Source organism: Flavobacterium sp. EDS (genome assembly GCF_020991525.1).
Lineage (GTDB): Bacteria > Bacteroidota > Bacteroidia > Flavobacteriales > Flavobacteriaceae > Flavobacterium.
Genome location: NZ_JAJMOZ010000005.1, coordinates 58,718 through 83,498, shown reverse-complemented (window position 1 = coordinate 83,498; position 24,781 = coordinate 58,718). Strand labels below are relative to the sequence as shown.

Genomic DNA, 24,781 nt, shown 5'->3' with positions numbered 1-24,781 from the left:
TTCGTAAAAGACCTGAATCAGATTTATTATTAGTTAGCTGCTCCAGATTGCGTTGCTTTTCTAGCCAATTCCTGAAGCGTTTTTTCTTTATCGGCTCCAAGATTATGTATTCTTCTATTAAATACATCCTGCCAGTCGATTAATGGATAAAGGTTGTTTTCTTTTGCTTGCTCATCAAACACCTTTTTTAGTTCTGCTAATTTCTCTGGATACTTTTTTGCTAAGTTTATACGTTCGTTAAAATCTTCGTTTACATTGTACAATTCCCAAACATCAGTATCAAAATTGCTAGGTGCAGGAGCTTCGTTTTTTCCTAATGAGTTTTTTATAGCAAATGAATCTGGAAGATGTGCCGCAGCAGCTTTCCAACCGTCTTTGTAAATGGCTCTGTTACCAAAAATATAGTAGTACTGTACTTTGTGTAAGGATTCAGCTTTTGCATTATTCAGTGAAGCATATAAAGTAGAACCTTGTATAATGTCCTGTTTAATTTCGCGAATATATTCTGGTGCTTTAATTCCAGCAATATCCAGAGTAGTAGGAAGTAGATCAGTTACATGACTGTATTGATTTCTTATTCCTCCTTTTTCACTGATTCCTTTTGGGTAATAAACAATCAAAGGATTACGAGTTCCGCCTTCTGATTGGGCGTCTTGTTTCCAATTTTTAAAAGGTGAATTTGTAGCTTGTGCCCATCCTAATGGATAATTAGTGTTTAAACCTTGTGCAGTTCCAATTTCTCCAATATTGTTTAAATTATTCTGAAGGTTTTGCTCGTCGGATACCGTTTTAGAAAAAAGAGATTGATTAATTGTACCTTGTAAAGTACCTTCCTTACTCGCTCCATTATCACCAATTGCAACAAAAATTAAAGTATTTTCTAATTGGTTGGTTCCTTTTAAATGGTTTACAATTCTACCTATTTCATGATCTGTATAGGTTAGATATCCTGCATATACTTCCATAAATCGGGCATATACTTTCTTTTGATCAGGAGTCAATTTTTTCCAATCGGTAATAAGCGGATTACGTTCTGGTAATATCGCATTGGCAGGAATCACTCCTAATTTTTTCTGATTAGCTAATACTTTCTCACGATATACATCCCAACCTTCATCAAATTTTCCTTTGTATTGATCGCTCCAAGATTCGGCTACCTGATGAGGTGCATGAACAGCTCCGGGAGCATAGTATAAAAAGAATGGTTTGTTGGGAGCGGCTTTATGTTGCTTGGTGATATAACTAATGGCTTTATCGGTAATCTGATCTGTTAAATGTCTGCCATCTGGAGTAACATGAGCATTATCTTCTACTAAATCGGGTTTGTATTGATCGGTTTGTGATCCTAAGAAACCAAAAAAGTGTTCAAAACCTTTACCAGTTGGCCATCTGTCAAACGGTCCAGCATCGGTAGCTTCTTCATCAGGAGTCAATCCGTATTTACCTACTGCAAAAGTATTGTATCCTTTATCTCTTAAAATTTCAGCAATGGTTCCTTTATCAGATGGAATTCTTCCGTCCCAACCAGGAAAACCTGCAGACATAACAGTATGTGAAAATCCACTAACATGTACTCTTCCTGAATTTCTTCCAGTTAATAGAGCAGCGCGGGTTGGCGCACAAATTGCTGTTGTGTGAAAGTTGGTGTAACGTAAACCATTATTTGCTAAATTATCAAAAGTTGGAGTTTGTATCAAACCACCGAAAGAACTTGAAGCACCAAATCCTACATCATCAAGTAAAATCCAAACAATATTTGGAGCTCCTTTTGGTGCGGTAACTGGTTCTGGCCAATATTCTTTTGAATCGGCTAAGGTTTTACCAATTACACCCTTAAAGCTGGCATCTGGATTTGTTTGTGCAAATAGTTGTACTGCTCCTAACTGACTAACAAGTAAAGCTGTAATCAAAAGCCCTTTTTTAGGACTTTTGAGTGTGCTGTTATTTTTAATTTTTTTCATTTTTAAATAGTTTTATTTATGGTTTGTAGTTAATATCCTGTGTTTTGAGGTAATCCTATCGGATCGATATTTCGTTCGCTTTGCGGAATTGGGTATAAATTATTTCTTTCGGAAACAGAAGCCTTAGCAGTTACTTTTTTTACTTCGGTAACCAAAGTTCCCCAGCGTACTAAATCATACCAGCGTTGTCCTTCCTGAACAAATTCTTTTTTGCGTTCTTCCTGAATAGCGGCTCTAAATGTTGAAGGAGTTAATCCTGACAAATCGATTGTAGGATCGGGAGTATTGATTGGTTTTCCATATGCTCTTCTTCTTACTTGGTTCAAAGCTTCATAGGCTTCTGCTGTTGGCGCTCCTTGTTCGTTTATTGCTTCTGCTAAAGACAATAAAATATCGGCATAGCGAATAATAGGAAAGTTAATTGCGACATTACCTGGTGTTGCTAAGTTGGTAAGATCCAGATATTTTTTAAATATGGGCTTCGGAAAAGTATAAACTGTACCTGTTGCAGGATTGAGTAATTGTTTTGCATAACTAACATCTCTTCTGGTATCACCTGCTGTATAGGTATTATAAAACAACGCTACATCCGAGATAATATCTGCTGGTTCAGTGGCAGTAAATCCTGTAAAAGAGGTTCCTTGAAAAGTACTTCCGCTAGATCCGTTTCCTGCTTGATTTGGTTCAAATTGTACAGAAAAAATATGCTCTTTACCATTCTTTTTTGTTTTATTAAATACATCGGCAAAATTTTCAAAAAGAGCATATCCATAGCCTCCATTAATAACTTCTTTAGATTTAAGGATGGCATTTGGCCAATCTTTTCTTGTCAAATATACTTTAGCCAAAATAGCTTTTGCAGCTCCCGATGTAGCACGCCCAGCATCATTTGCAGAATAAGTAGGAGGTAGGTTTTCAGCATCTTTTAAATCTGAAATAATTTGAAGATAGACGGCATCTACTGTTTCTCTTCTTGACTTTAGACTTTCTAATTGGATTGATTTAGGTTCATGTAAAACAATTGGTACACCACCCCAAAGACGGACTGCTTGAAAATATAACAAGGCTCTAATGAATTTTGCCTCATTAATCAATCTCGTCTTTACAACTTCTGATCCTGATACTTTAGGGATATTGTCAATAGACACATTGGCTCTGTTTATCCCGCTATAAATTTGGCGCCAAGCTACCTGAACGCGATCATTAGTTGCATCGTGAGTTAAACTGCTCATTGCCCTAACTTGTGGATTAGTTGCCGAAACTCCTGCTGCAGCATAATCTGAACCCATATCGGTTAGAAAATAAAGATTTCTTCCAAATAAACTTTGTTCTCCTGGATCAAGGCTTAAGGAAGCATATACAGCATTTACGCTTGCAACTGCATCATCTTGTGTTTTAAAGTACTTATCTTCGGTAACAAAAGAGGTAGGTGTTACCTCAAGTTCTGTGCACGATACAAATAGATTGGCACTTACTAGTAATGTTATTATTATTTTTTTCATCGTTTATTTTTTACTTAGAAAGTTACGTTCAAGCCAGAAATGAATGTTTTAGAGTTTGGATAAGCTCCAAAGTCAATTCCGGGATATAAGTTGTTTTGTTCATATGAACTCACTTCTGGATCATAACCAGTGTATTTAGTCCATGTAATTAAGTTCTCGGCAGAGACATAAAATTTAATGCTCTTTGTTCCTAGTTTAGACGAAAGACTCTTAGGTAGTGTATATCCTAAGGTGATTAGTTTTAATCTTAGGAAAGAAGCGTCTTCTACATAGCGTTCTGAAACTATTCCTAATGGAGAACTCGATGCTCTAGGAATTTCATTACTCGGATTTGTTGGCGTCCAGCGATCCTCTAGGCTAGCAGTAGCATTAGTTCCAAGAGTCGAAATTTCTAATTGTTGGTTAAGGGCGTTAAATATTTTGCCTCCATAAGATCCTTGTAATGAGAAGTTCAAGTCGAAATCGCGGTAAGAAATTGTATTGCTAAAACTTCCCACAAATTTGGGCTGAGAACTTCCGAGATCCCCTTTGTCAGCAGCCGAAATAACTCCATCGCCATTAGTATCTACATACTTTCGATCTCCAACTTTTGTATTGGCAAGACTATTTATTTTAGGTTGTGTATTGACTTCTTCCTGAGTTTGAAAAATACCATTGGTTTTGTACCCCCAAAATGTTCCAAGTGGCAATCCAACTTTTACAATTACAGGCTGTTGCTGTAATAAAGAACCATTTGGAACTACCGGAAAAAATTGATTAACGCCGTTTCCTATTGCAACCACTTTGTTTTTATTGGCAGAGAATACGAAGTTTGAATTCCATGAGAAGTTATCCGTTTTTAAGTTTTCGGTTATTAACCCAATTTCGATACCTTTATTTTCAACACCTCCAATGTTTTGAAGTACAGTCGCATATCCTGAAGTAAGAGGAATAGGTACATTAATAAGTAAATCTTTTGTTTTTTTGTAATAGACATCAAAAACAAAATTTATTTTTCGATCTAATAATGACAAATCTAAACCTACATTATATTGATTGGTTTTTTCCCATCTTAAATCTGGATTTGCCAAGCGGGTAGGAGCCAATCCGGTTTGTAATGTACCCCCAAAAGCATAGTTAACAGAACCCATTGATGCTAAAGAAAGGTAGTTTCCAATTTCTTGATTTCCTGTTGTTCCAGCAGTCAATCGCAGTTTTGCTTCAGTTACCCCCTTGATGTTTTTGGCAAATTCTTCGTCAGTAATATTCCATGAGAAACCTGCTGATGGAAAATATCCCCAAAGTGATTCCGAACCAAATCTTGAAGAACCATCAGCACGTGCAGATAACGTAAAATTATATTTGCCTTTATAAGAATAATTTACTCTGGTTAACCATGATTTCAATACACTTTCGAATGCATCACTATATGGTTTTACACCTACACCATCTTGTAAAGCATTATAAGTATTAGCATCGTTCACAAATGAATTGGCACCTGCATTCACAACTTCACCTTGAGTATACTGGAGCGTATATCCTGCCAAAGCAGAGAATTTATGGTTTTCTCCAAAATTGGTATTGTAGTTTAGGGTATTTTCATTTAATACAGAACTTACTAATCTATCTCCAACAGAAGCTAATCCTTTAGTCCCTGCGCCATTTGATGTATGTGATGGGGCGTAATAATTTTGTTTGGTGTTAATTATATCTCCACTAACGGCTACTTTAGCGGTTAGTTTTTTAGCTATCTTATATTCACCAAATAAGCTGGTTAATATTCTATTAATTTTTGTTTGATTAATTGTATTTTCTAAATCATTAATAGGATTCGAAATAATACCATTGACAGAGGTTGCGTATGGATTATTAGTTACATTATAACTTCCATCGTCATTTTTAATAGAAACTACTGGGGCGGTTAGCAAGGCAGCAACTAATGGATTAGGTTGACGGCTACTAGAATTAGTACCTACGCCATTTGATACTGAATTACTATAATTAGCATTTACACCAAATTTAAAAGCCTGCGAATAATTTTTTTCATAATTGACACGAAGCGAAATTCGTTTAAAATCAGATCCAATTACAACTCCTTCTTGATCAAAATAACCAGCAGAAATTGCATATCTTGATCTTTCATCTCCACCAGAAAAAGAGAGTTGATGATTCTGAACAGGAGCAGCAGTTCTAAAGGCCGCCGATTGCCAGTCATATCCTCCTGAAGTTTTAAGGGCTTCTATTTGGGCTAGAGAAAAAGAAGGAGCTTGCCCAATACTTGCTTGAACATCATTACGTAAACTTGCCCATTGGCTAGCATTTAATAATTTTATTTTTTTTGAAACATTCTGAAAACCAAAATAGCCTTGATACGATATGTTATCCTGTCCTTTAGTTCCTTTTTTTGTGGTAATAATTACAACACCATTAGCACCACGAGATCCATAGATTGCTGTTGCAGAAGCATCTTTAAGTACTTCAATAGACTCAATATCACTCGGATTAATTGTTGATAATACATTAATTGTTGCTCCAGAATTTGCCACTCCAGCTGTACTATTATTATTGTCATTATAAATCAATATTCCATCTAGAACATAAAGAGGCTCATTACCTGCTGTAATAGAGTTTCCTCCTCTAATACGTACACTCGAAGATGCTCCAGGCCGACCTGAACTTTGAGTAACAACTACTCCCGGAATTGCTCCTCTTAATAAATTATCTGCAGATGAGGTTACTTGAGTTAGGTTAGCTTTTGGAACTGAAGATACCGAACCTGTAATATCTTTTCTCTTTTGAGTTCCATACCCCACAACTACTAATTCATCTAGTTCCTGACGCTCTTCTTTTAAGTTGATGATGACTGGGTTTTTATCAACTACTACTTCAATTTTTTTGTACCCTATGTAACTTACGATTAAAGTATATGGGAATTTTTGACCAGTCTGAAAATAAAATTTTCCCTCTGTATCTGTAATAACTCCGTGAGTAGTTCCCTTAATATTTACGGAAGCTCCTATAATAGGTTGGTTTGTAATATCATCGACTACCGTTCCATCAAGTTTAGATTGTATAAGAGGGGTTGTATTTTGTGCTTTAATTCCTGCTGATACAAACAGAAGGAATAGCAATGAGTATATGTTTAATTTTTTTTTCATTTCTTTGTGTTGGTTTAAATAGTAAAGGCATAGCGAGAGCTGAGAAATCAACAATCGTTTCCTTTATAAAGAGATTCACATTTTTTTTTAAGCCTGCCATTTCTGTTGCCGCAGAAATGGCTTTTTTTATTTACAGCAACTTCTATACATAGTTTTCATTTTTCTTTTTTTAGTTAATTATTTATTTTAGTTTTTTACATAATTTTCCACCAAGCTGTTCCTTACGGTTGAGGTAAAGAATAGGATAGCACTTTCAGAAAGATAATTGTGGGAAGAGGTTTAATACAATTCGTTTGGTTCAAACTATATAGTTATAACTTAATAGATAAACACAAACAGAAATAGTCCAATGAGAATTAGCAACACATACACATATAACAGAAGGTGTTATATGTGTATTTTTTAGGAAGGATGTAGTTCGATATTCTCTCGATTGTTTTCAAAGTATAGATTGTTTTTATTTAAACTCTACTAATTCTATAGACAAAGTTAAATTATATATAATAAAAACCAAAAATTTAGATAATTATTTTTAAAAATAAATAGGATAGAACAATTTTTAAGCTTTGTTTTAGTGTTTAATGTGTTGATTTTTAGTTGTTTGTTTTGTATTTTATAATGTTAAAAAAAATGCGATTACCAATGATAAATAGTTTTTTAAATACATTTTTTATTGTATAAATGGAAAATACGTTTAAAAAGGGATCAATAATATTGCTAATGATTGTTTTTTTTGATCGAATAGTTTTAAGGATTTATCATTCGAATATCAATTAACTCTTTGGTGTGTACCAAAGTTGATTTCAAATGCTATTTGATCACTTTTTGTATGAGAGTATAAAGAATTAAGCTTAAATTTATATGTTTTATTGCTCATTTATAATTACTTAGTTTTTTGGTAGCAGATGCAAAAGGAATGTTTTTATGAATAAAATATATTTTTGATATGAAAGATCTTGCAGTTTTTATTCTATGTGGAGGAAAAAGTTCCCAAATGCAATCAGAAAAAGGATTAGTTTTATTTAAAGACAAGCCTTTTATTGAACACATCATCAAGGCAATATTGCCAATTACAACTAATATACAGTTAGTTACAAATGGGAATGATTATGACTATTTAGAGTATAAAAAAATTAGTGATATCGAAATTGATAAAGGGCCTTTGGGAGGTATATATACAGCCTTATATTATTCTGATACTGAATTTAATATGATTTTAAGTTGTGATATTCCTTTAATTTCTACTGAATTATTATCAGAGTTGATAGAGAAGCATGATGAGGAAGCTTTAATTACTGTTTTATCATCAGAGAGCCGTATGCATCCTTTGATTGGGATTTATGCAAAAAAAATCCTTCCAGATATTAAAGAAGCAATTAATCAGGGAGATTTGAAATTAATGAATCTAATTGCCAAAGTACCGCATCAAATTATAACTTTTGACGAAACTCAAAGTTTAAATTTTACCAATATAAATTCACCAGATGAGTTAAATGATCTTGATGCCAATATGAATACAATGATGTAAAAGCTTGCTGTATATTCTATTGAGAAGAGATGAATTTTTTGGAAATAAAAAAGGTTTAACTTTTTAAAGTTAAACCCAAATTTTAATTTATTTTTTCTTTTTCGATTTTGACTTCGATTTTTTTGCCTTTTTCTTGGCTATTTTTTTTGCTTTAGCTTTTTCCTTTGCCTTTTTAGCTTTTTCTTTCTTTTTTGTTTTTGCTTTAAGCTTAGCTTTTTTAGCTTTTTCTTTTTTCTTGGCTAATTTCTTTTTCTCTTTCTCTTTATCCTTGTCTTTTTCTTTCATCTTTTTCTTCTTTTTATCTTTTGATTTGTCCTTTATAATTTCGTCTATCGCACCAACGATTGTACCTGTGCTAGGTGCTATAACTTTCTTTTCTTTTGTTGCAACAATTGTTTTTTCAGTTGTTACAGCTTCTTTGGTTTTTGGAAGAGTTACTGGTGGGGTAGCTACTTTTTTTGCAGGAACACTTTGCGGTTTTTTTTCTGCTACTGTGGTTTCTGTTTTAGCAGTTGGTTTAACTGGTGCTACTTTTTTCACAGGAGCTTTTTGTGCAACTTTTGTAGCGGTAGTAGTTTTTGTTTGTGTTTTTGCAACAGTTGTTCTTTTAACTGGAGCTTTGGTCGGCGTTTTTACTATTGGAGTAGTTTCTGTTTTCTTATCTTCTACAATTGGCTGAACAGTATCAGCTACAGGTAAGTCAGTATTTTGAGGAGTACCCTCTGTTGCTTTTTTTTCCATATGATATTGGCTTTATAATTGAAAAGTTCTGAAGTTAGTAATGATGAAAGATTAATAATGTATTTAAAATGTTAGCTTTCAGTTAAGTAAATGTAAACAATAAAAATACATGCCAATGTTAAGTTTTTCCTCAATCTTATGATTAATCAATTATTTTATGAATAATATGAAAAAAAATACCCTTTGATTTTAAGCAAAGGGTAAATATGAAAATTGTATAGTTTACTATATACAAGCTATTTTTTTGAAGTAAAAATTCGTGGATTTATAGCAATCATTAACCAAGCCCAGTTGTTAGTATGACCAGCATCTCCGTTTTTCAATAACTCTAAAGTTTCAGATCCAAACATTTGAGAGTAGCCTCCGCTAACTGTTATGTCTTTCTTAAAAGCATATCCAAAAGTTAAATCAACTTCAGTACCTAAATAAGAATCTAGTTTTTCATTTGTAGGGGTTATAACTTTATTAGGAGCATTAAATACATGCGGAATTAAAGCAAATTGCCATTTGTTGATAGTATAACTTAACTTCAAGTAGGCATCTTGTAAACCTACACTGTTTTGATGATTACCAACATAAAAATAATCCATAAAACCATTAAATCCATGATTCGTTCCAAAAAGTGGATTGAATGATTTTACAGCAGTACTTCCATCATTTGTGTCTTTTCCAGATAAGAATTCATATCCTAACGAAGTTTTAAATGCATCAGTTATTGCATAACCAAGATTTGCTCCTGCATACCATGCACTAACATTTTTGTCTGTACTCTTACCTGTTTGCCCATAAACGCCAAGATTAGCATCAAGTTTTTTAGTTTTATAAGTTAGATAAGTTCCAAAGGTTTGTTTGTAATCTACTAATAATTTGTTTTCTAGATTCGCATATTCATAACCCGTATTTAGCATTAATAAGCTTATGCCCAATGCATCAACATTTGTATGATACCAAGCATATTGTATGGATTTATAATTAGAAATGGTATAGGGAGTTTCGATTAAGTTTTCTGCGTTAGAGTTGTAAGCTACTCCTAAGTCCAATTGATGATTTTTAGGATGGAAACTTACTAATACTGCATCATGGCTTTGTCCTTGTTGTGCCCAGTCTATTTCTCCAAGAATACGTTGGTTGTCATACGAGATAACTTGGCGACCAACACGAGTGCTCCATTTTTGATCAAAGTCATATTGTGCCCAACCTTCAAATACTGCCACTCCATTTTTGTCGGAAACATTTGCATTTGCAACATCTCCCCAAGTTCTTACGTTTTGAAGAGTTAATTTGACTTTTAGCTGATCTTGCGCAAAGTTTAAGTTTAATCTTGAACGTTGTGAGACAAATGATGTTCCTGCTTGACCTTCAGGTAAAAGTGTTTTGTAGCCGTTTCTATATTCGTAACGGGGTCTGAGTTGTAAATTAGCATCAAATTCTTGTGCCTGCAAACCAATGCTTATTCCTCCAAATAGCAATAAAGCAATATTTTTTATTTTTTTCATGAGTGAGTTATTTATATGTAGTACAAATTTAAAAGACAAAAAAGTCTTTTATTGTGATAAAAGTCATGAAACCAGTATTCTATACTAAAATAGTACTATTAATTATTTTTGATAAATGAAGTGTATCTTATTTTTGTTTGGAACAATAAGAGTATTAAATATTTGGGATATTAAATATTAACTAAAAAATAGAGGTAAGAAAGTATCTTGCAGAAAAAATATATGTTGATACAAGTTTTTGGCTTTGCGAAATACTTATATTATATTTAGAAATTAGAATAGTACTAAGTATAAATACGTGTTTTTAGGACTGTGAAATAGTATCTGTTTTAATCTGCACCAAAGAATATTCAGTAGCTTTATTAGACAGCTCCATTAGGTTTTTTACTTTGAGTTTTTTCATCAAATTAAAACGATGAACCTCGGCAGTTCTTTTGCTAATACTAAGAGTTTCGGCAATTTCTTTGTTTCCTTTTCCGGATAATAATAGTCTAAGGATTTCTTTTTCTCTTTTGGTTATTATGATTTCTTCGTTTAAAGATTGTTTTAAATCGTTATTAAAATCATTACAGAGTAGTTGTTTTATTAATATTGAAGATATGTCGCCGCTATAGTATTTACTTCCTTGAAGGACTGTATGTAGTGCTTTTAAAAACTCTTCTTTACTTGATCCTTTTAGTATATAACCATCAGCACCGGCTTTAATTGATTTTAATACATATTCTTCAGATTCATACATAGTTAGTATGATTATTTTAACAAGTTGATTTTGTTCTCTAAGTTTTTCTACTACTTCAATGCCAGTTAAGAATGGCATGCGAATATCTACTATAAGTAAATCGGGTTGTTTATTAGTAACAACTTCTAGAGTTTCTATGCCATCAGCAGCTTCACCAACAACTTCAATATTAGGTTCGTTCTTTAATAATGATTTAATTCCATCTCTTACAAATACATGGTCATCTGCTAGAACAACACGAATAATATCTGCCATTTTACTTAATTTTTAAATTAAATTTTACGTATAAACTGCTAGGTTATTATGCTAATATACGTAATTCTTAATTTTTATCAGATTTTTTTTAGGTCGTTATTTATAAGTTTTATTTTATTTTTTTAGATGCTATTGATTTTAAAAGAAAAATTAGTGAAGGACTGGGAATAAATTACAATCCTAAAGAAGCTTTTATTAATTCAAGATTTTCTGCGCTATAGTTTATTTTAAGCGCTTCCTGATGGCCTTTTTCAGACATTTTATCCCAGGTTTTTTTGATGATATTTTTGAGCTTTTCTTCATCGTGTTTATGTACAAATGGGTCAAGGTAATATTCTAGAAAGACAAGACAGATGACATCCTCAAGTAATTGAGTTTCAGTATCTTTTTTAAGTAATTTTTTTTCTATCAAAAAAGAAACACGAGTTATAAATTCAGCATTATAACCTGCTTTTTCTAGAATTACCGCTGTTGTTTTTGCATGAAATTTTTTTAATTCTTCTCTCCATTTTAAATATCCTACGCGATCCATTGGATACGATTCACGTGCTACTTTCCATCTGCAGATGTGTTGGGCTTTGGAGGCAATTTGCACTTCTTCTGAAGCTTCAGGATAAAAATCCATCAATTTAGTGTACATTCTGTTAGAGTATAATAGCTCTTTAGGATATGTACTGTTTTTATAAGATTCCTGATTTGGATCTTGAGCATTTTCGGCATCAATCCATTCACTTGCTTTTTGAAAAGGTGTTGTCATTTATAAGAAGATATATACAATCAAAGATACATAATTTAAGAGATATAAATAATCTAAATGGCAATAGGAATCGTACCAGCACAGTACAAATGAGTTAGCGCAAATTACTGCTGATTGTTGCACTTATTTTTTTATTGTAAATTAGCTAAAAATTTATTTTATTTATTAAAGAAATTAATGTATTGAAAATCAAAATGTTAATTTTAAAATTACACACATGAAAAAACTATTTTTATTAGTCTCGGTCGCAATTTTGTCATTCAGCTGTAAAACGACAGTAAAACCTTTAACTCAACCAAAGGAGGATAATCCGGCATCTATGAATACAAATAATGCAGACGAATACGATGGTTCGACATTTTTTAAAGCTACTGGCAACGAGCCTTTTTGGGGTTTAAAAATTGGTAAAGAAACAATTAGGTTTACCTCGCTGATTGAAGGATTAGAAGAGATTAGTGCTCCTTACGTTGATCCAATAAGAGCAATGGATGCCAATGTTAAGTTGTATCGTTTTACTACTAAAACAGGAAGTATGAGTATTACTATTCAACAAATGGATTGTACTGATACTATGTCTGGAGACAAATCACCTTACAATGTTAAAATCGAAATTACCAATAATAGTGATGCAAGCGTAAAGAAGATCGAAGGTTGCGGAAGATACATCACTGATTATCGTTTACATGATATCTGGGTTTTAGAGCAATTGAATGGAAAAAAAGTTACAATAGCCGATTTTCAACGTGAATTACCTAGAATTGAAATTTATAGTGCCGAGAACAGATTTTCAGGATTTGGAGGATGCAATCAGATTAATGGAGGTATTTTTTATGAGAATGATGTATTGCGTTTTACAAATGTAGCTTCAACATTAATGGCTTGTGGAGGTAATAATAACAAAGAAGATGAGTTTTTGCAAGCGCTTCAGAGTACAACAACTTACACTGTTGCTAATAACAGATTATCCTTGTCAAATCCATCAGGATTACTTTTGGTTTTTAAGAAAGTTGACTAGTTATTATTTTAATTAATCAAGCTTCGACTCCGCTCAGCCTGACAAATTAGTTCATTGATGTTATCTTGTCTTCCTGAGCGGAGTCGAAGGATTTTTAGATTTAATTATCAAGCTTCGACTCCGCTCAGCTTGACAAAACAGTTTATAGACGTTATCTTGTCCTCCTGAGCGGAGTCGAAGGATTACTCGCTTTCAATATTATTGTTTTTAGAATGGCTTTCATTTTGACATTGAGAATAGTTTTTTAAATCTTCCCATTTATCATTAATTATGGCTTCTTTCTTTTTTCTACTCCAACCTTTTATTTGTTTCTCAAAAGCAATAGCTTGATTAACATCATTAAACTCTGTGCAGAATACTAATTCAATTGGTCTTTTGTTATGGGTATAACAATTAAGATTTAATCCAAATTTGTGTTTATTTAATCTTCTATTAATATTATTTGTTATTCCTATATAATAACTGTTATCGGAACATTTCAAAATGTATACATAATATAGTTTCATATGCAGGTTTAATTTGATTTTATATTCTCACTTAGTTTTGGTAATATAGTCAACATGGCTTCGACTCCGCTCAGCCTGACAAAACAGTTTGTTGGCATTATTTTGTCCTCCTAATGGGGATTGAAGGGGGAATAGATTTAGTTAATCTGGCTTCGACTCCGCTCAGCCTGACGAAATAGTTCATTGATGTTATCTTGTCTTCCTGAGCGGAGTCGAAGGATTTTTAGATTTAATTATCAAGCTTCGATTAGGCTCAGCCTGACAAAACAGTTTGTTGGCATTATTTTGTCCTCCTAATGGGGATTGAAGGAGGAATAGATTTAGTTAATCGGGCTTCGACTCCGTTCAACCTGACAAATTAGTTCATTGATGTTATTTTGTCTTCTTGAGCGGAGTCAAAGTACTTTACATATTAACCTTAGCGCCTTAGCTACTTAGTAACTCAGCACCTTAATTATAGTTATTCTAATTCCTCTGTTTGGTCATCAATAAAATCGAGTTCTAAAGCTCTTACGGTTTGAACTGCGTTTCCTGCTATTCCACGTATAGATCCGTACATTCCTAAGGTATTATTGACTACTTTCTCTATTTGTTTTTCGCGTTGTTTCCAGATACGTTGCATGGCTCTTTTTTCTGAATCTAAGTCGGTTTGCATTTGTGTAAAACCTTCTACGATACCTTCAATCTGTAAACGGAATTCGTTACTGGTTAAGAAATCGTATAACATTGCCATTTTATCGCCTTTGTTTTCTTGTGCCTGTACTGCTTGACTTACTTGTATTAATGATTGGCGTAAAACAGCGCTTAGTCCTTTAAATTCTTCATAAGTACATATCCAGATTCCGTCACGCATTCCCATACGATCCATTCCAGCAGGCATAACTTCAGTAACAAGCACTCCAATGTTGGCTTTTTTATCACGAATATCGTTTTTAAATTTTTCAATCCAAGCAGGTTGGAAAGCCTTGGTACGTTTGCTTTCGTAATAAATAGATCCGCAATTTTGTAATTCGCGGGTGTTTACAATCTGTAAGCAATCGGCTCCATTAGCTCCCTTTTTAACTTCATCGATACTATCTAACGGAAAATTAGAAGCAAGCCATTCTTCAATAGCCAGTTCCATTACTTCGCCTTGCAATTGCATAGAACCTTGTTCCTGCTTGCGTTTCATTTCTTCGATAAGCTTCTTTTGATCGTCGGATTGTTTTTGGTATTCTTTTATTTTTAACTCATTTTTTTCTTCTTCTTGTTTTCGAATTTTATCACGTTCAAGAACTAAAGCGGCATTGAGTTGTTTTTGAGATTCGGCTTCAATTGCTTCTTTCATTTCCAGTTTCTCACGTTGGAGTTTTGCAATCTCACCTTCCATTTTATTTAATTCTCGTAACTTTTCAGATTTCTCCGAAAGTTCTTTCTCCATCGAAAGCAAACGGTCTTTATTTTCTTCGGCGAGTTTTGTTTTAAGTTTTTCGGTAATTTCTTTTTCAGCTACTTTTTTCTCTCGATCTAAGCGTTCTGTGAAAAGTTCATTTTCTTGTTTCTTTTTGGCTTCAAATTCAGCTTTGGCTTTTTCAAATTGCTCGTTTTTAAGCTCTAACTCTTTTGCCTGAGCAGTAGCCTTTTGCTGAAATTCTTTACGGATGCTATCCTCTAATTGGTGTTTTAGGATATCATTTACATCGATTATTGTTCCGCAATTTGGACACTGAATTGAAGATTGCTCAGCCATTTTGATAGTTTTATGGGTAATGATTATTTTTTGCTAAGGTATTTAAAAGTTAGCTATAAGCATAATGTTTTCTCCCTTCGGATTTTTGTTTTTGATAAATAAACATGCTTGTGTTTCGTATTATAATGGTATGCTTTCATGATTTTAAGTTCAGGTAAAGCAATGTTTTTGGATTAATTTGATAACATTTAATTCATTGGCTTGTGTCAAAAAAAAGTTTAGATAACGTAGTTTTATAAATTTGGTGTGCATTGATGAATTATGAAACAAGTATTTTTGAAGTATATATCAAAAGGGTACTTTTAAAAAAATATTTCACGCAGATTTGGCAGATTGAGCGGATCATTTTTTGACACTCCTGATAGCGATCGGATCATTTTTTTGAATAACTATGATTATCTGCTTAATCTGCGTGAAAACCTAAAACAAAAAAACTATGAAAAAATCAACTATTGCAGAAATAAAGGAACGTTTTGATAATGATGTCGAGCGATTTTCTAATTTAGATACGGGGCAATTGTCAACTATTGATGCGAAAATTTCGTTAGAGCTTATTACCGAAGCTTCAAAGAGGATTGTACCTCATGCAAAAAATGTATTAGACATTGGTTGTGGCGCCGGTAATTATACGTTGATGATGCTTTCTAAAGTTCCAGATTTAAATTGCACTTTGGTTGATTTAAGTAAACCAATGTTGGATAAAGCCTTTGAGAGGGTTTCGGAGGCAACCAATAATAGGGTAGAAGTAAAGCAAGGCGATATTCGTGATGTAGAATTGTTAGAAAATCATTATGATATTATTTTAGCTGGAGCGGTTTTACATCATTTGCGAGATGATGCTGATTGGGAGACAACTTTTACTAAGATATATAGATTATTAAAACCTGGTGGCTGCTTTATGATTTCGGATTTGATTACTCAAGACACGGAATTATTAAATGAGTATACTTGGGAACGATATGGCGATTATTTAGAAGGGCTAGGAGGCAAGGAATACCGTAAAAATGTACTGGATTATGTCGCTAAAGAAGATTCGCCACGATCTATGAATTACCAATTGGATTTGATGAAAAAAATTGGCTTTACCAGTGTCGAAATTTTACATAAAAACATGTGTTTTGGTGCTTTTGGTGGGATAAAGTAATTTTTTTAATATCGATAAGTTGTTGGCTTGAGATAGGATATTTAAAAGGCTTTAGCCAAATCTATCATCGATTTAACTAAAGCCTATTTTATTTTTTTTACAAAGGATATTTGTAGGTCGGAAAATTTATTAGTTTAAAAACTTAAATAATATCTACTACAATTTTTCCAATAGCAGAACCATCACTTACAGCTTTATGCGCTTCGATGGCATTGTCTAATGTAAATTTTCTAGAATCTAAAATTGGTTTTAATTTTCCTTCTTCAATTAGTTTTGTAGCCTGTTTAAGAATATCTCCATGATGTTTTCTTCCTTCTCCGCTTAACATTGGATGTAGAACAAATACTCCGTGTAAGTTAGATGATCGAAGTGATCCTATTGCTAAATTATGTGTTCCAAAGGCAGCACAGCTGCTTATGTGTCCATAATGACGTATTGCTTTAAATGAATCATCTAATGATTGACCTCCTACGGTGTCATAAATAATATCAAAACCAATTCCTTGCGTATGCTGATTAACATAATCTTCTATTTCTACAGTTTTGTAATCAATAGGTGTTGCTCCTAATGATTTTGCAATAGCTGTTTTATTAGAAGAAACTGTTGTATATACATCGCCACCAAAAATTTTAGCTAGCTGAATTGCCATATGACCAACGCCACCTGCACCTCCATGAACAAGGACTTTGTCTCCTTTTTTTATAGTTACTCTATCTGCCAAACCTTCCCAAGCTGTAAGTAGAACTAAAGGCACAGCAGCGGCTTCTCTCATTGTTAGGTTTGTTGGTTTTTTTGCTATTAAATTAGCATCTACAGCGGTGTATTCTGCCAATGTTCCTTGAAGACCTAAAACGCCTCCTGTAAGCCCATAAACTTCATCTCCAACTGCAAAATCGGTGACATCTGGGGCAATTTCTTCAATAACTCCTGCAAGATCTGTTCCTAGAATTGCAGGTAACAATGGTGTTGCATAAGGCGCTTTACCAATTCTTATTTTATTATCAATTGGATTAACTCCGCTTGCATGTATTTTAATTAAAACTTCTCCTGCTTTTAAAGTAGGTTTGTCAATCTGAACACTTACAAAATCTGATTCGTAAGTATGTATAAGAAGTGCTTTCATTGTCATTTTTGTATTTATAATATTTGTGCTGTCTTATATACCTGAATAGGTGATGCGAGAAAGGTTTCGCTATTAGTAACAAATTCTTGTAAATAAGGTTGGTTATTGTGTTGGTCGAGTCCAGTTTGATCTGTCCATTCTTCCCAGATGATAAAAACATTTTCAGAAGCATGTAAATCATAACGAATACAAGCGGTTTCTTTTCTGGTTTGATTCACCAGATTTTCAACCATGATTTTTACTTGTTCGCTGTTTTCTTTTTTACTTTTAATAATGGCTGTTATCGAGATCATGTTTATATAGTTTTAAAAAGTTGTTCTAAATGTGTAGTATATTCCTGCTTAAAGATAACAATATTTTCTGGAGTTGCCCCTTTCTCAACATCGTGAAAATGAAAACTGTCTAATTTTTCCATTCCTGTAAATTTATTCATTTTATGAAAACCAAATAAAGCTCCGTCATCAACAGAAGTTTGTTCGAAGAATTCTCCTGGCAGAGTGAATGCTGTCTTAGGTGCATTCCAGCTTGTAGTAAGCATGTATTTACGTCCGTGTAAAAGTCCGCCTGTTCCGTAATTGATATCTGGATTTACACGGCTTCTTCCGTCGCTTTTGTATATCCCATTATTATGTCCAGCTGTAAAAACATCATCGATATATTTTTTGAAACCATTAGGTAATTGAAACCACCAAATTGGTGTGTGATAGATAATTAAATCTGCCCAAACAAATTTATCTACTTCTTCCTGTAAATTAATTTCGTTGTTTATATTGGTTGTTTTTATTTCGTATTTGTCGTTTTGAGATAAAAAATCAGTCGTCCAGTTTTGTATGGTTTGATTAAATTTCCCTCCTGAGTGAGCAAATTGTTGTCCACCGTTTATTATAAATATTTTTTTCATCATTTTATATTCTAATGTATTAGTAACTCTTTTGTGTGAGGGGGAGCAGCGGTATCCTTTTATTTTTTTCTTTTAAAAAAATAAAAGATTTAGCGAATGACCCGACCCGCATTTTTAGCGGGTCACACCCTAAAGATTCTTATTTTGTTTTTGATATTGCCTGATTAATGAAATCGAGTTCTGATGCTGATAAATCGAAATCCATTGCTTTTGCATTAGAAATTGCTTGTTCTGCATTTCGGGCCCCTGCCAAAACAATTGTAATTCCTTTTTGTAAAGTTGTCCAACGCAAGACTAATTGGGCTAAGGTTGCATTTTTTGAATTGGCAAGAGAACTTAGTTCTTCTACTAATGTTTTTACTTTTGGAAGATCGAATTGACTAAAATAACCATTGCGGTGATCGTTATCTTTTAATTTACTATCAGTAAAATATTTACCAGTTAGTAAACCTCTTTCCATTGGGCTGTATGCAATTATGCCAATGTTTTGTGCTATTGTAAGCGGAACTAAATCGGCTTCGATACTACGATTTAGCATGCTGTATGATACTTGATTGGATGCTAATTGGATCGTTTTTTGTGCTTCTTGTATTTGTGCTACATTATAATTGCAAACTCCAGCTGCTTTTATTTTTCCTTGTTGGATTAATAATTCCATAGCTTCCATCGTTTCGCTTATGGGTGTAGTTGCATCTGGCCAGTGTATTTGTAGTAAATCTATATAATCGGTTTGTAGTCGCTTTAAGCTTTCTTCGACTTCTTTGATGATATTAGCTTTAGAAGCGAATTTATATACTGGTATATTTTTACCATTGTCTTCGGCATCAAAAAAGAATTCTCCCTTACCTTGATTACTGCCATCCCAAACTAATCCAAATTTAGAAAGGATTTGTACTTTTGATCGGTTTTGAGATTTAAGTGCTTCTCCAATCATTTCTTCGCTTAATCCAAAGCCATAAAAAGGAGCTGTATCGAGTGTTGTTACTCCATTGTCGATTGATGCGTGTATTGATGCTATTGAATCTTTCTTTTCGTTTCCTCCCCACATTGTGCCTCCTATGGCAAATGCACCGTATGTAATTGCTGATAATTCGAGTTCTGTATTACCTAATTTTCTATATTCCATAATTGTATGTTTTTGTGCTTTAAAAATTATTCAGCAAAATTATACCTAATTTAAGAGTTTTAATTGGTATATGTTTTCGTTTATTAGGTATATTTGCAGCATGAAAAAAGAAAACTTATACGAGCCTTTTACAGTTTCATTTGAAACACTAACTGAATATCCTGATGTGGGTGACCGTCATAATTTTTTTGAATTGGTTTATGTGTTGTCTGGAACAGGTTCACAATGCATTAATAAAAATGTATTTGAATATGAGCGAGGGCATTTGTTTTTGTTAACGCCTAAAGATTGTCACAACTTTACTATTGAGACTGAAACGCAGTTTTTTTTCTTAAGATTTAATGATATTTATTTGAAGAATTCGAGTTTGCAGAATGAAAATATTCAGCGATTAGAATATATTCTTCAAAATGCCAATCATCAGCCAGGTTGTATCTTAAAAAATTATTCGGACAAAGTTTTGATTAAAACGATGATCGAAGCCATTATGCGTGAGCATCAGGATAAAGATATTTATAATAAAGAATTAATTCAGCAATTGGTAAATACTCTGATTATTGTAGTTGCCCGAAATATTGCGAAGTACCTGCCTGAGCAGGTAAATATTGGTTGTGAAGCAAAAGCGATGGATATTTTGCAATACATCCAGAATAATATTTATTATCCTGAGAAAATAAAAGCGGAATCGATTAGTGAGCATTTTGGAATTTCGGGGACTTATTTAGGGCGTTATTTTAAGAAACACGCTAATGAAACGATGCAGCAATACATTAGTAATTATAAAACAAAACTAATTGAGCATCGCTTACAGTTTAGTGAAAAACGGATCAATGAGATTTCTTATGAATTTGGATTTACAGATGAAAGCCATTTTAATAAATTCTTCAAAAAACAAAAAGGAAACAGCCCTTCGGAGTTTAGAAAAACGGTGCGTCTTAATTAAATATGATTTGTGCTAAATGGTTTTGCCACAGATTAGAGGATCGAAAAAAAAAAACTTAGTTTTTGTTTAAATCTTCTTCTGCTGACCAAGTTGAGAATGCAGTATCTGCTCCGCCAATTTTTATTATTTGGTTTTTATAAGTCATTATACCTAATCCGTGTTCTGCGTCCCATGAACAGGAAAATAGGTAGCCAATATAAGGAATGTTGTCTTTGAATACAGATGTTATATAGATTACTCCTGGTGATAATAAATTTGCAAAACTTTTTATCTCTGAGATGTCCGGCATGAAATCTTCTTTTTCATCTTGTGGATAATCATAGATTTCTTGTAATTTGGGATATTTGTTTAGAAGCTCAGACAGGATGCTTTCTAGGATTGCTGTCTGATTGTTTTGTAAATATTGAATTCCGTTATTGTGTTCGATAGAAGGTTCTTCGATTTCATCTGAATCGTCGTCTAATATGATGTATTCTATAGATTCTTCTTTTTCTTTAAAGAATAATTGCCAATCTTTTAGGCTAATTGTATTGTAATCATCATTGTCTTGTTCTCTGTTTGGAAGTTCTTTAGGGTTTTTAAGATGTTTATTAAAGAATTCAAAACAAAATGGAGCTCTAGTAAAGATGTATTCTGGGTTTTCTGTATAGGATAAATGAAAATATTCTAATGCTTTTTCTTCGTTTCCACATTCTAAACAGCATTCGCCACTGTAATAATTATTGATGTAATCGGGGTGATTTTGAGATAGTGAATGAAGATTCATCATATCCAGCCACCTTTTCATATTGTTGTAGTCTTTCAGTTTTATATATTCATTAATCATTCGACCAATAAAAATACTTGCCTGATGGATTTTGTATTTTTCATCATCGGTCTGATGCCATTTATCTTCAATATAATTGATTAAGTCCTGAGGTGTTAATGTGCTCTTTTTGAGTGCGTATTTATCTAAAAAAATATCAATTTCTGCAATTGTTTCTGATGTGTTTGCCATTTAAATTGGTTTTAGATTTTGTCTAACTTTTATCGATATGAGATAGGTTGGCTAGTACTAACGAATAGGGGGTATGCTCAAAAAATGATTAAATAATCTTCTTAATCACGCGTAACTTATGAGTATGTCTGTTTGTTTCGGGATTGTAAATTCCTAAATGATCCAGACGATCAATTCTTACTTTTCCACTAGCGTGAATGATGTAATTGTTGTCCATTATAATCCCAACGTGGATAATATTTCCTTCTTCATTATCAAAAAAGGCTAAATCGCCTGCTTCACTTTCTTCGATAAAACTTAAAGGATCTCCTTGCATTGCTTGCTGTGAGGCATCACGGTGGATTTTATATCCGTTTAGTTTATAAACCATTTGTGTGAAACCTGAGCAATCCAGTCCAAAAGGAGTTTTTCCTCCCCAAAGATAGGGAGCGTTTAAATACATATAGGCTGTATTTATTAAATTTATTTTTGGTTTCATTCCACTTGTTTTTGTGCCTTCGAACTCAAAATTTGAAGTGTTTATTTCGCTATTGTTTAAAAATGTTAGCGATGCACCAAGAGGAATTGGTAGTAATAAATTATCTGGAGATGTAATATAATCGATTAAATCGGCATTTAAAATTTGTGCGTCTGATGACAACAAATTATAATTTGCCTCTGATATTATTTGGTATTGTTTGGAATCGACCCAACCTTCGTAATCGTCGAATTGGATTTTAATTTTAGACCATTGATTTTGCTGTTCTAGAATTTCAAAATGTTCGCCAAATAATACTTGGGTAACAATTTCGCTTCTATCACTTGGTTCAAATCGAACAGGCACTATGGCTAGATTACAAATTCCGAACATTTAGTGTATTTTATGAGTTAAGAATCAGGAGCTGTTATTTGTAAACAACTCCTGATTTATTATTATTTAGGCTCTTTCGATAACAATTGCCGAAGCTCCACCACCGCCATTACATATAGCTGCAGCACCAATTTTGGCATTGTTTTGTTCTAAAACATTAATTAAAGTTACGATAATTCGAACACCTGAACAACCTAGCGGATGTCCTAATGAAACGGCACCACCATTTACATTTACTTTATCATTATCCAGACCTAGTATTTTTGAATTTGCTAATCCAACTACAGCAAAGGCTTCGTTGAATTCAAAATAATCTACATCATCAATTGAGATTCCAGCTTTATCCAATGCTTTTGGTAATGCTTTTGCTGGACTTGTTGTAAACCATTTTGGTTCTTGTGCAGCGTCGGCATAACTTTTTATGTAAGCAAGTGGTTTTAATCCTAAAGCAATGGCTTTTTCTTCTGACATCAATATTACAGCAGCAGCACCATCATTTATTGTCGATGCGTTTGCAGCAGTTACTGTTCCGTCTTTAGTAAAAACAGCATTTAATGAAGGTATTTTGTCTAATTTTACATTAGTGTACTCTTCATCTTTTGATACGATTATCGGGTCTCCTTTTCGTTGTGGTACTGCAACTGGAACGATTTCTGAATCAAATTTTCCTGCTTCCCAAGCTTTTGCACTTCTCTCGTAGGATTGAATAGCAAAATTATCTTGTTCTTCACGGCTGATGTTATATTCAGTTGCACATAAATCAGCGCAAACTCCCATTGCGTTGTTATCGTAAGCATCTGTCAAACCATCTTTTTGCATTCCGTCAACCATTGTAGTTGGACCAAATTTAGTACCATTACGCATTTGTACATAATGTGGAATCAAACTCATGTTTTCCATTCCACCAGCAACTACGATTTCGGCATCACCACAAGCAATTGCCTGAGCGCCGAACATTACTGCTTTCATTCCCGATGCGCAAACTTTATTTACTGTTGTGCAAGTAACTTTCTCGGATAATCCAGCAAATAATGCTGCCTGACGTGCTGGAGCCTGACCAACTCCTGCTTGTACTACGTTACCCATGAATACTTCATCAACTAAATTGGGATCTAATTGTATTTTCTCTAAAGCTCCTTTAATAGCTACAGCACCTAATTTTGGGGCTGAGACTGTAGATAATCCTCCCATGAAACTTCCGATAGGGGTTCTAACGGCAGAAACAATAACAACTCTTTTGTTCATTTTCTGTGTGATTTAGTTAATGAAGCAAATTTAATGTTTATTTAAACAAATTCAAATTTTGAGTGTTTTGATTCTGTTTTTAAATTATTAGCAAAAAATATTTTTTTGTATTTGTTTGATAGTGAAGTCTTTTTAAAAAAACATGAAAAAATATTGAAAAAAGTCTCCAAAATAGTTGTGAGATATATAATGTTGTCTTAGATTTGCAACCGCAAAACGAGACACGTTCTCTGAGCTTGGAGAGGTGCCAGAGCGGTAATGGAGCAGATTGCTAATCTGTCGACGGGTAACTGTCGCCAGGGTTCGAGTCCCTGTCTCTCCGCTTATTAAGATTTTGCCTCGGGGTGTAGCGTAGCCCGGTTATCGCGCCTGCTTTGGGAGCAGGAGGCCGCAGGTTCGAATCCTGCCACCCCGACAAACTTTCCATAAGTTTTAAAAGAAATGGACGCATAGCTCAGTTGGATAGAGCACCTGCCTTCTAAGCAGGCGGTCGAAGGTTCGAATCCTTCTGCGTTCACTTTAAAACCACTCAAATCGGGTGGTTTTTTTATTTATATCCAAGGACGCATAGCTCAGTTGGATAGAGCACCTGCCTTCTAAGCAGGCGGTCGAAGGTTCGAATCCTTCTGCGTTCACTTAAAGCCACTCAATTGAGTGGTTTTTTTGTTTTATGCAATTTCCGAAAAATGGAATTGTTCTTTATACTCCATCAAAATTGCTACCATTGGTAGTATTCTGGATTTAAAATTGGTTGTTTTATGATTTATTGTAGTTGCTTTAGAGAATATAGATATAACTTCATTAAATAATTAAATTTTTTTATTGTAATTTTAATAGCCCTTTAGGTTGTAATTGCGAGATGGTTACTGTTTTAGTGTTGTCTATAGAATTGTCTAGCGCAGAAATGTTTATGTTTTGAATTATTGAAGATAGTGTTTTTAAAGTCTGTTGATGATTTTAGATTTTGTCTGTTTTTTGTCTGTTTATAGGCTGTTCTTGAAAGCTAATAATCTCTTTAAAAAATAAAGTTCCTTTAGAATGGCACAATTAATGCAAGCTTAATAAAAGAATAATCAAATACTTCAT

General features: G+C 33.4%; 20 protein-coding genes and 4 tRNA genes. 8 read left to right on the top strand and 16 right to left on the bottom strand.

The features are described 5' to 3' along the window. Window positions 1-29 precede the first annotated feature (29 nt). From LPB87_RS09335 to LPB87_RS09325, 3 genes are read right to left on the bottom strand one after another with little or no spacing between them, the layout of a single operon-like run. A complete protein-coding gene (locus LPB87_RS09335; protein WP_230727724.1) occupies window positions 30-1,961 on the bottom strand; it encodes an arylsulfatase in 1,932 nt (643 codons plus the stop codon). A gap of 29 nt (window positions 1,962-1,990) precedes the next feature. Beyond that, window positions 1,991-3,463: a RagB/SusD family nutrient uptake outer membrane protein gene (locus LPB87_RS09330; protein WP_230727723.1), complete on the bottom strand. Its 1,473-nt coding sequence runs from the start codon at window positions 3,461-3,463 to the stop codon at window positions 1,991-1,993. A gap of 14 nt (window positions 3,464-3,477) precedes the next feature. Beyond that, window positions 3,478-6,600 (bottom strand): TonB-dependent receptor, encoded by a 3,123-nt coding sequence (locus tag LPB87_RS09325; RefSeq protein WP_230727722.1) that lies wholly within the window; start codon window positions 6,598-6,600, stop codon window positions 3,478-3,480. Between the two features lie 946 nt (window positions 6,601-7,546). Here LPB87_RS09325 and LPB87_RS09320 point away from each other — a divergent pair. Continuing rightward, window positions 7,547-8,128 (top strand): molybdenum cofactor guanylyltransferase, encoded by a 582-nt coding sequence (locus tag LPB87_RS09320; RefSeq protein WP_230727721.1) that lies wholly within the window; start codon window positions 7,547-7,549, stop codon window positions 8,126-8,128. 87 nt (window positions 8,129-8,215) lie between these two features. Here the strand turns inward: LPB87_RS09320 and LPB87_RS09315 are convergent, their stop codons facing one another. The 4 genes from LPB87_RS09315 to LPB87_RS09300 form a co-directional block, all read right to left on the bottom strand. Further along, window positions 8,216-8,869 (bottom strand): hypothetical protein, encoded by a 654-nt coding sequence (locus tag LPB87_RS09315; RefSeq protein ID WP_230727720.1) that lies wholly within the window; start codon window positions 8,867-8,869, stop codon window positions 8,216-8,218. Between the two features lie 236 nt (window positions 8,870-9,105). After that, a complete protein-coding gene (locus tag LPB87_RS09310) occupies window positions 9,106-10,365 on the bottom strand; it encodes an alginate export family protein (RefSeq protein ID WP_230727719.1) in 1,260 nt (419 codons plus the stop codon). A 304-nt stretch (window positions 10,366-10,669) separates the two neighbouring features. After that, a complete protein-coding gene (locus LPB87_RS09305) occupies window positions 10,670-11,359 on the bottom strand; it encodes a response regulator transcription factor (protein WP_230727718.1) in 690 nt (229 codons plus the stop codon). A 172-nt stretch (window positions 11,360-11,531) separates the two neighbouring features. Continuing rightward, a complete protein-coding gene (locus LPB87_RS09300; RefSeq protein WP_230727717.1) occupies window positions 11,532-12,116 on the bottom strand; it encodes a DUF4202 domain-containing protein in 585 nt (194 codons plus the stop codon). Window positions 12,117-12,333: 217 nt separating this feature from the next. Here LPB87_RS09300 and LPB87_RS09295 point away from each other — a divergent pair, with 217 nt between their 5' ends. Beyond that, complete coding sequence (locus LPB87_RS09295) at window positions 12,334-13,131, top strand: META domain-containing protein (protein WP_230727716.1); 798 nt, start codon at window positions 12,334-12,336, stop codon at window positions 13,129-13,131. A 182-nt stretch (window positions 13,132-13,313) separates the two neighbouring features. Here the strand turns inward: LPB87_RS09295 and LPB87_RS09290 are convergent, their stop codons facing one another. Both LPB87_RS09290 and LPB87_RS09285 read right to left on the bottom strand, forming a co-directional pair. Then, window positions 13,314-13,637, bottom strand: coding sequence for a GIY-YIG nuclease family protein (locus LPB87_RS09290; RefSeq protein ID WP_230727715.1), 324 nt, complete (start codon window positions 13,635-13,637; stop codon window positions 13,314-13,316). Window positions 13,638-14,097: 460 nt separating this feature from the next. Then, entirely contained in the window at window positions 14,098-15,366 is a 1,269-nt protein-coding gene (locus LPB87_RS09285; RefSeq protein ID WP_129539145.1) for a DUF2130 domain-containing protein, read from the bottom strand. 436 nt (window positions 15,367-15,802) lie between these two features. Here LPB87_RS09285 and LPB87_RS09280 point away from each other — a divergent pair, with 436 nt between their 5' ends. Continuing rightward, the gene (locus LPB87_RS09280) at window positions 15,803-16,510 is read left to right on the top strand and encodes a class I SAM-dependent methyltransferase (RefSeq protein ID WP_230727714.1); all 708 of its coding nucleotides are present in this window, start codon (window positions 15,803-15,805) and stop codon (window positions 16,508-16,510) included. 142 nt (window positions 16,511-16,652) lie between these two features. Here LPB87_RS09280 and LPB87_RS09275 read toward each other — a convergent pair whose 3' ends face one another. The 4 genes from LPB87_RS09275 to LPB87_RS09260 form a co-directional block, all read right to left on the bottom strand. Continuing rightward, window positions 16,653-17,633 carry a zinc-dependent alcohol dehydrogenase family protein gene (locus tag LPB87_RS09275; RefSeq protein WP_230727713.1) on the bottom strand — a complete coding sequence of 327 codons (981 nt, stop codon included), beginning with the start codon at window positions 17,631-17,633 and terminating at the stop codon, window positions 16,653-16,655. Window positions 17,634-17,647: 14 nt separating this feature from the next. After that, on the bottom strand, window positions 17,648-17,926 hold the full coding sequence (locus tag LPB87_RS09270) for a putative quinol monooxygenase (protein WP_129539143.1): 279 nt from the start codon (window positions 17,924-17,926) through the stop codon (window positions 17,648-17,650). Window positions 17,927-17,928: 2 nt separating this feature from the next. Then, entirely contained in the window at window positions 17,929-18,534 is a 606-nt protein-coding gene (locus LPB87_RS09265; protein ID WP_129541084.1) for an NAD(P)H-dependent oxidoreductase, read from the bottom strand. 139 nt (window positions 18,535-18,673) lie between these two features. Beyond that, on the bottom strand, window positions 18,674-19,660 hold the full coding sequence (locus LPB87_RS09260) for an aldo/keto reductase (RefSeq protein WP_230727712.1): 987 nt from the start codon (window positions 19,658-19,660) through the stop codon (window positions 18,674-18,676). Window positions 19,661-19,760: 100 nt separating this feature from the next. Here LPB87_RS09260 and LPB87_RS09255 point away from each other — a divergent pair, with 100 nt between their 5' ends. Beyond that, on the top strand, window positions 19,761-20,603 hold the full coding sequence (locus LPB87_RS09255) for an AraC family transcriptional regulator (RefSeq protein WP_129539141.1): 843 nt from the start codon (window positions 19,761-19,763) through the stop codon (window positions 20,601-20,603). A 55-nt stretch (window positions 20,604-20,658) separates the two neighbouring features. Here the strand turns inward: LPB87_RS09255 and LPB87_RS09250 are convergent, their stop codons facing one another. The 3 genes from LPB87_RS09250 to LPB87_RS09240 form a co-directional block, all read right to left on the bottom strand. Next, window positions 20,659-21,600 carry a hypothetical protein gene (locus tag LPB87_RS09250; RefSeq protein WP_230727711.1) on the bottom strand — a complete coding sequence of 314 codons (942 nt, stop codon included), beginning with the start codon at window positions 21,598-21,600 and terminating at the stop codon, window positions 20,659-20,661. An 88-nt stretch (window positions 21,601-21,688) separates the two neighbouring features. Further along, window positions 21,689-22,450, bottom strand: coding sequence for a C40 family peptidase (locus LPB87_RS09245; RefSeq protein ID WP_129539140.1), 762 nt, complete (start codon window positions 22,448-22,450; stop codon window positions 21,689-21,691). A 66-nt stretch (window positions 22,451-22,516) separates the two neighbouring features. Then, window positions 22,517-23,695 (bottom strand): acetyl-CoA C-acyltransferase, encoded by a 1,179-nt coding sequence (locus LPB87_RS09240; RefSeq protein ID WP_129539139.1) that lies wholly within the window; start codon window positions 23,693-23,695, stop codon window positions 22,517-22,519. Between the two features lie 238 nt (window positions 23,696-23,933). Here LPB87_RS09240 and LPB87_RS09235 point away from each other — a divergent pair. From LPB87_RS09235 to LPB87_RS09220, 4 genes are all read left to right on the top strand, one after another. Then, window positions 23,934-24,017: transfer RNA gene (locus tag LPB87_RS09235), tRNA-Ser, on the top strand. Window positions 24,018-24,035: 18 nt separating this feature from the next. Beyond that, window positions 24,036-24,110: transfer RNA gene (locus LPB87_RS09230), tRNA-Pro, on the top strand. A gap of 28 nt (window positions 24,111-24,138) precedes the next feature. Beyond that, window positions 24,139-24,212, top strand: a tRNA-Arg gene (locus tag LPB87_RS09225). 44 nt (window positions 24,213-24,256) lie between these two features. After that, a tRNA-Arg gene (locus LPB87_RS09220) sits at window positions 24,257-24,330 on the top strand. Window positions 24,331-24,781: the final 451 nt, after the last annotated feature.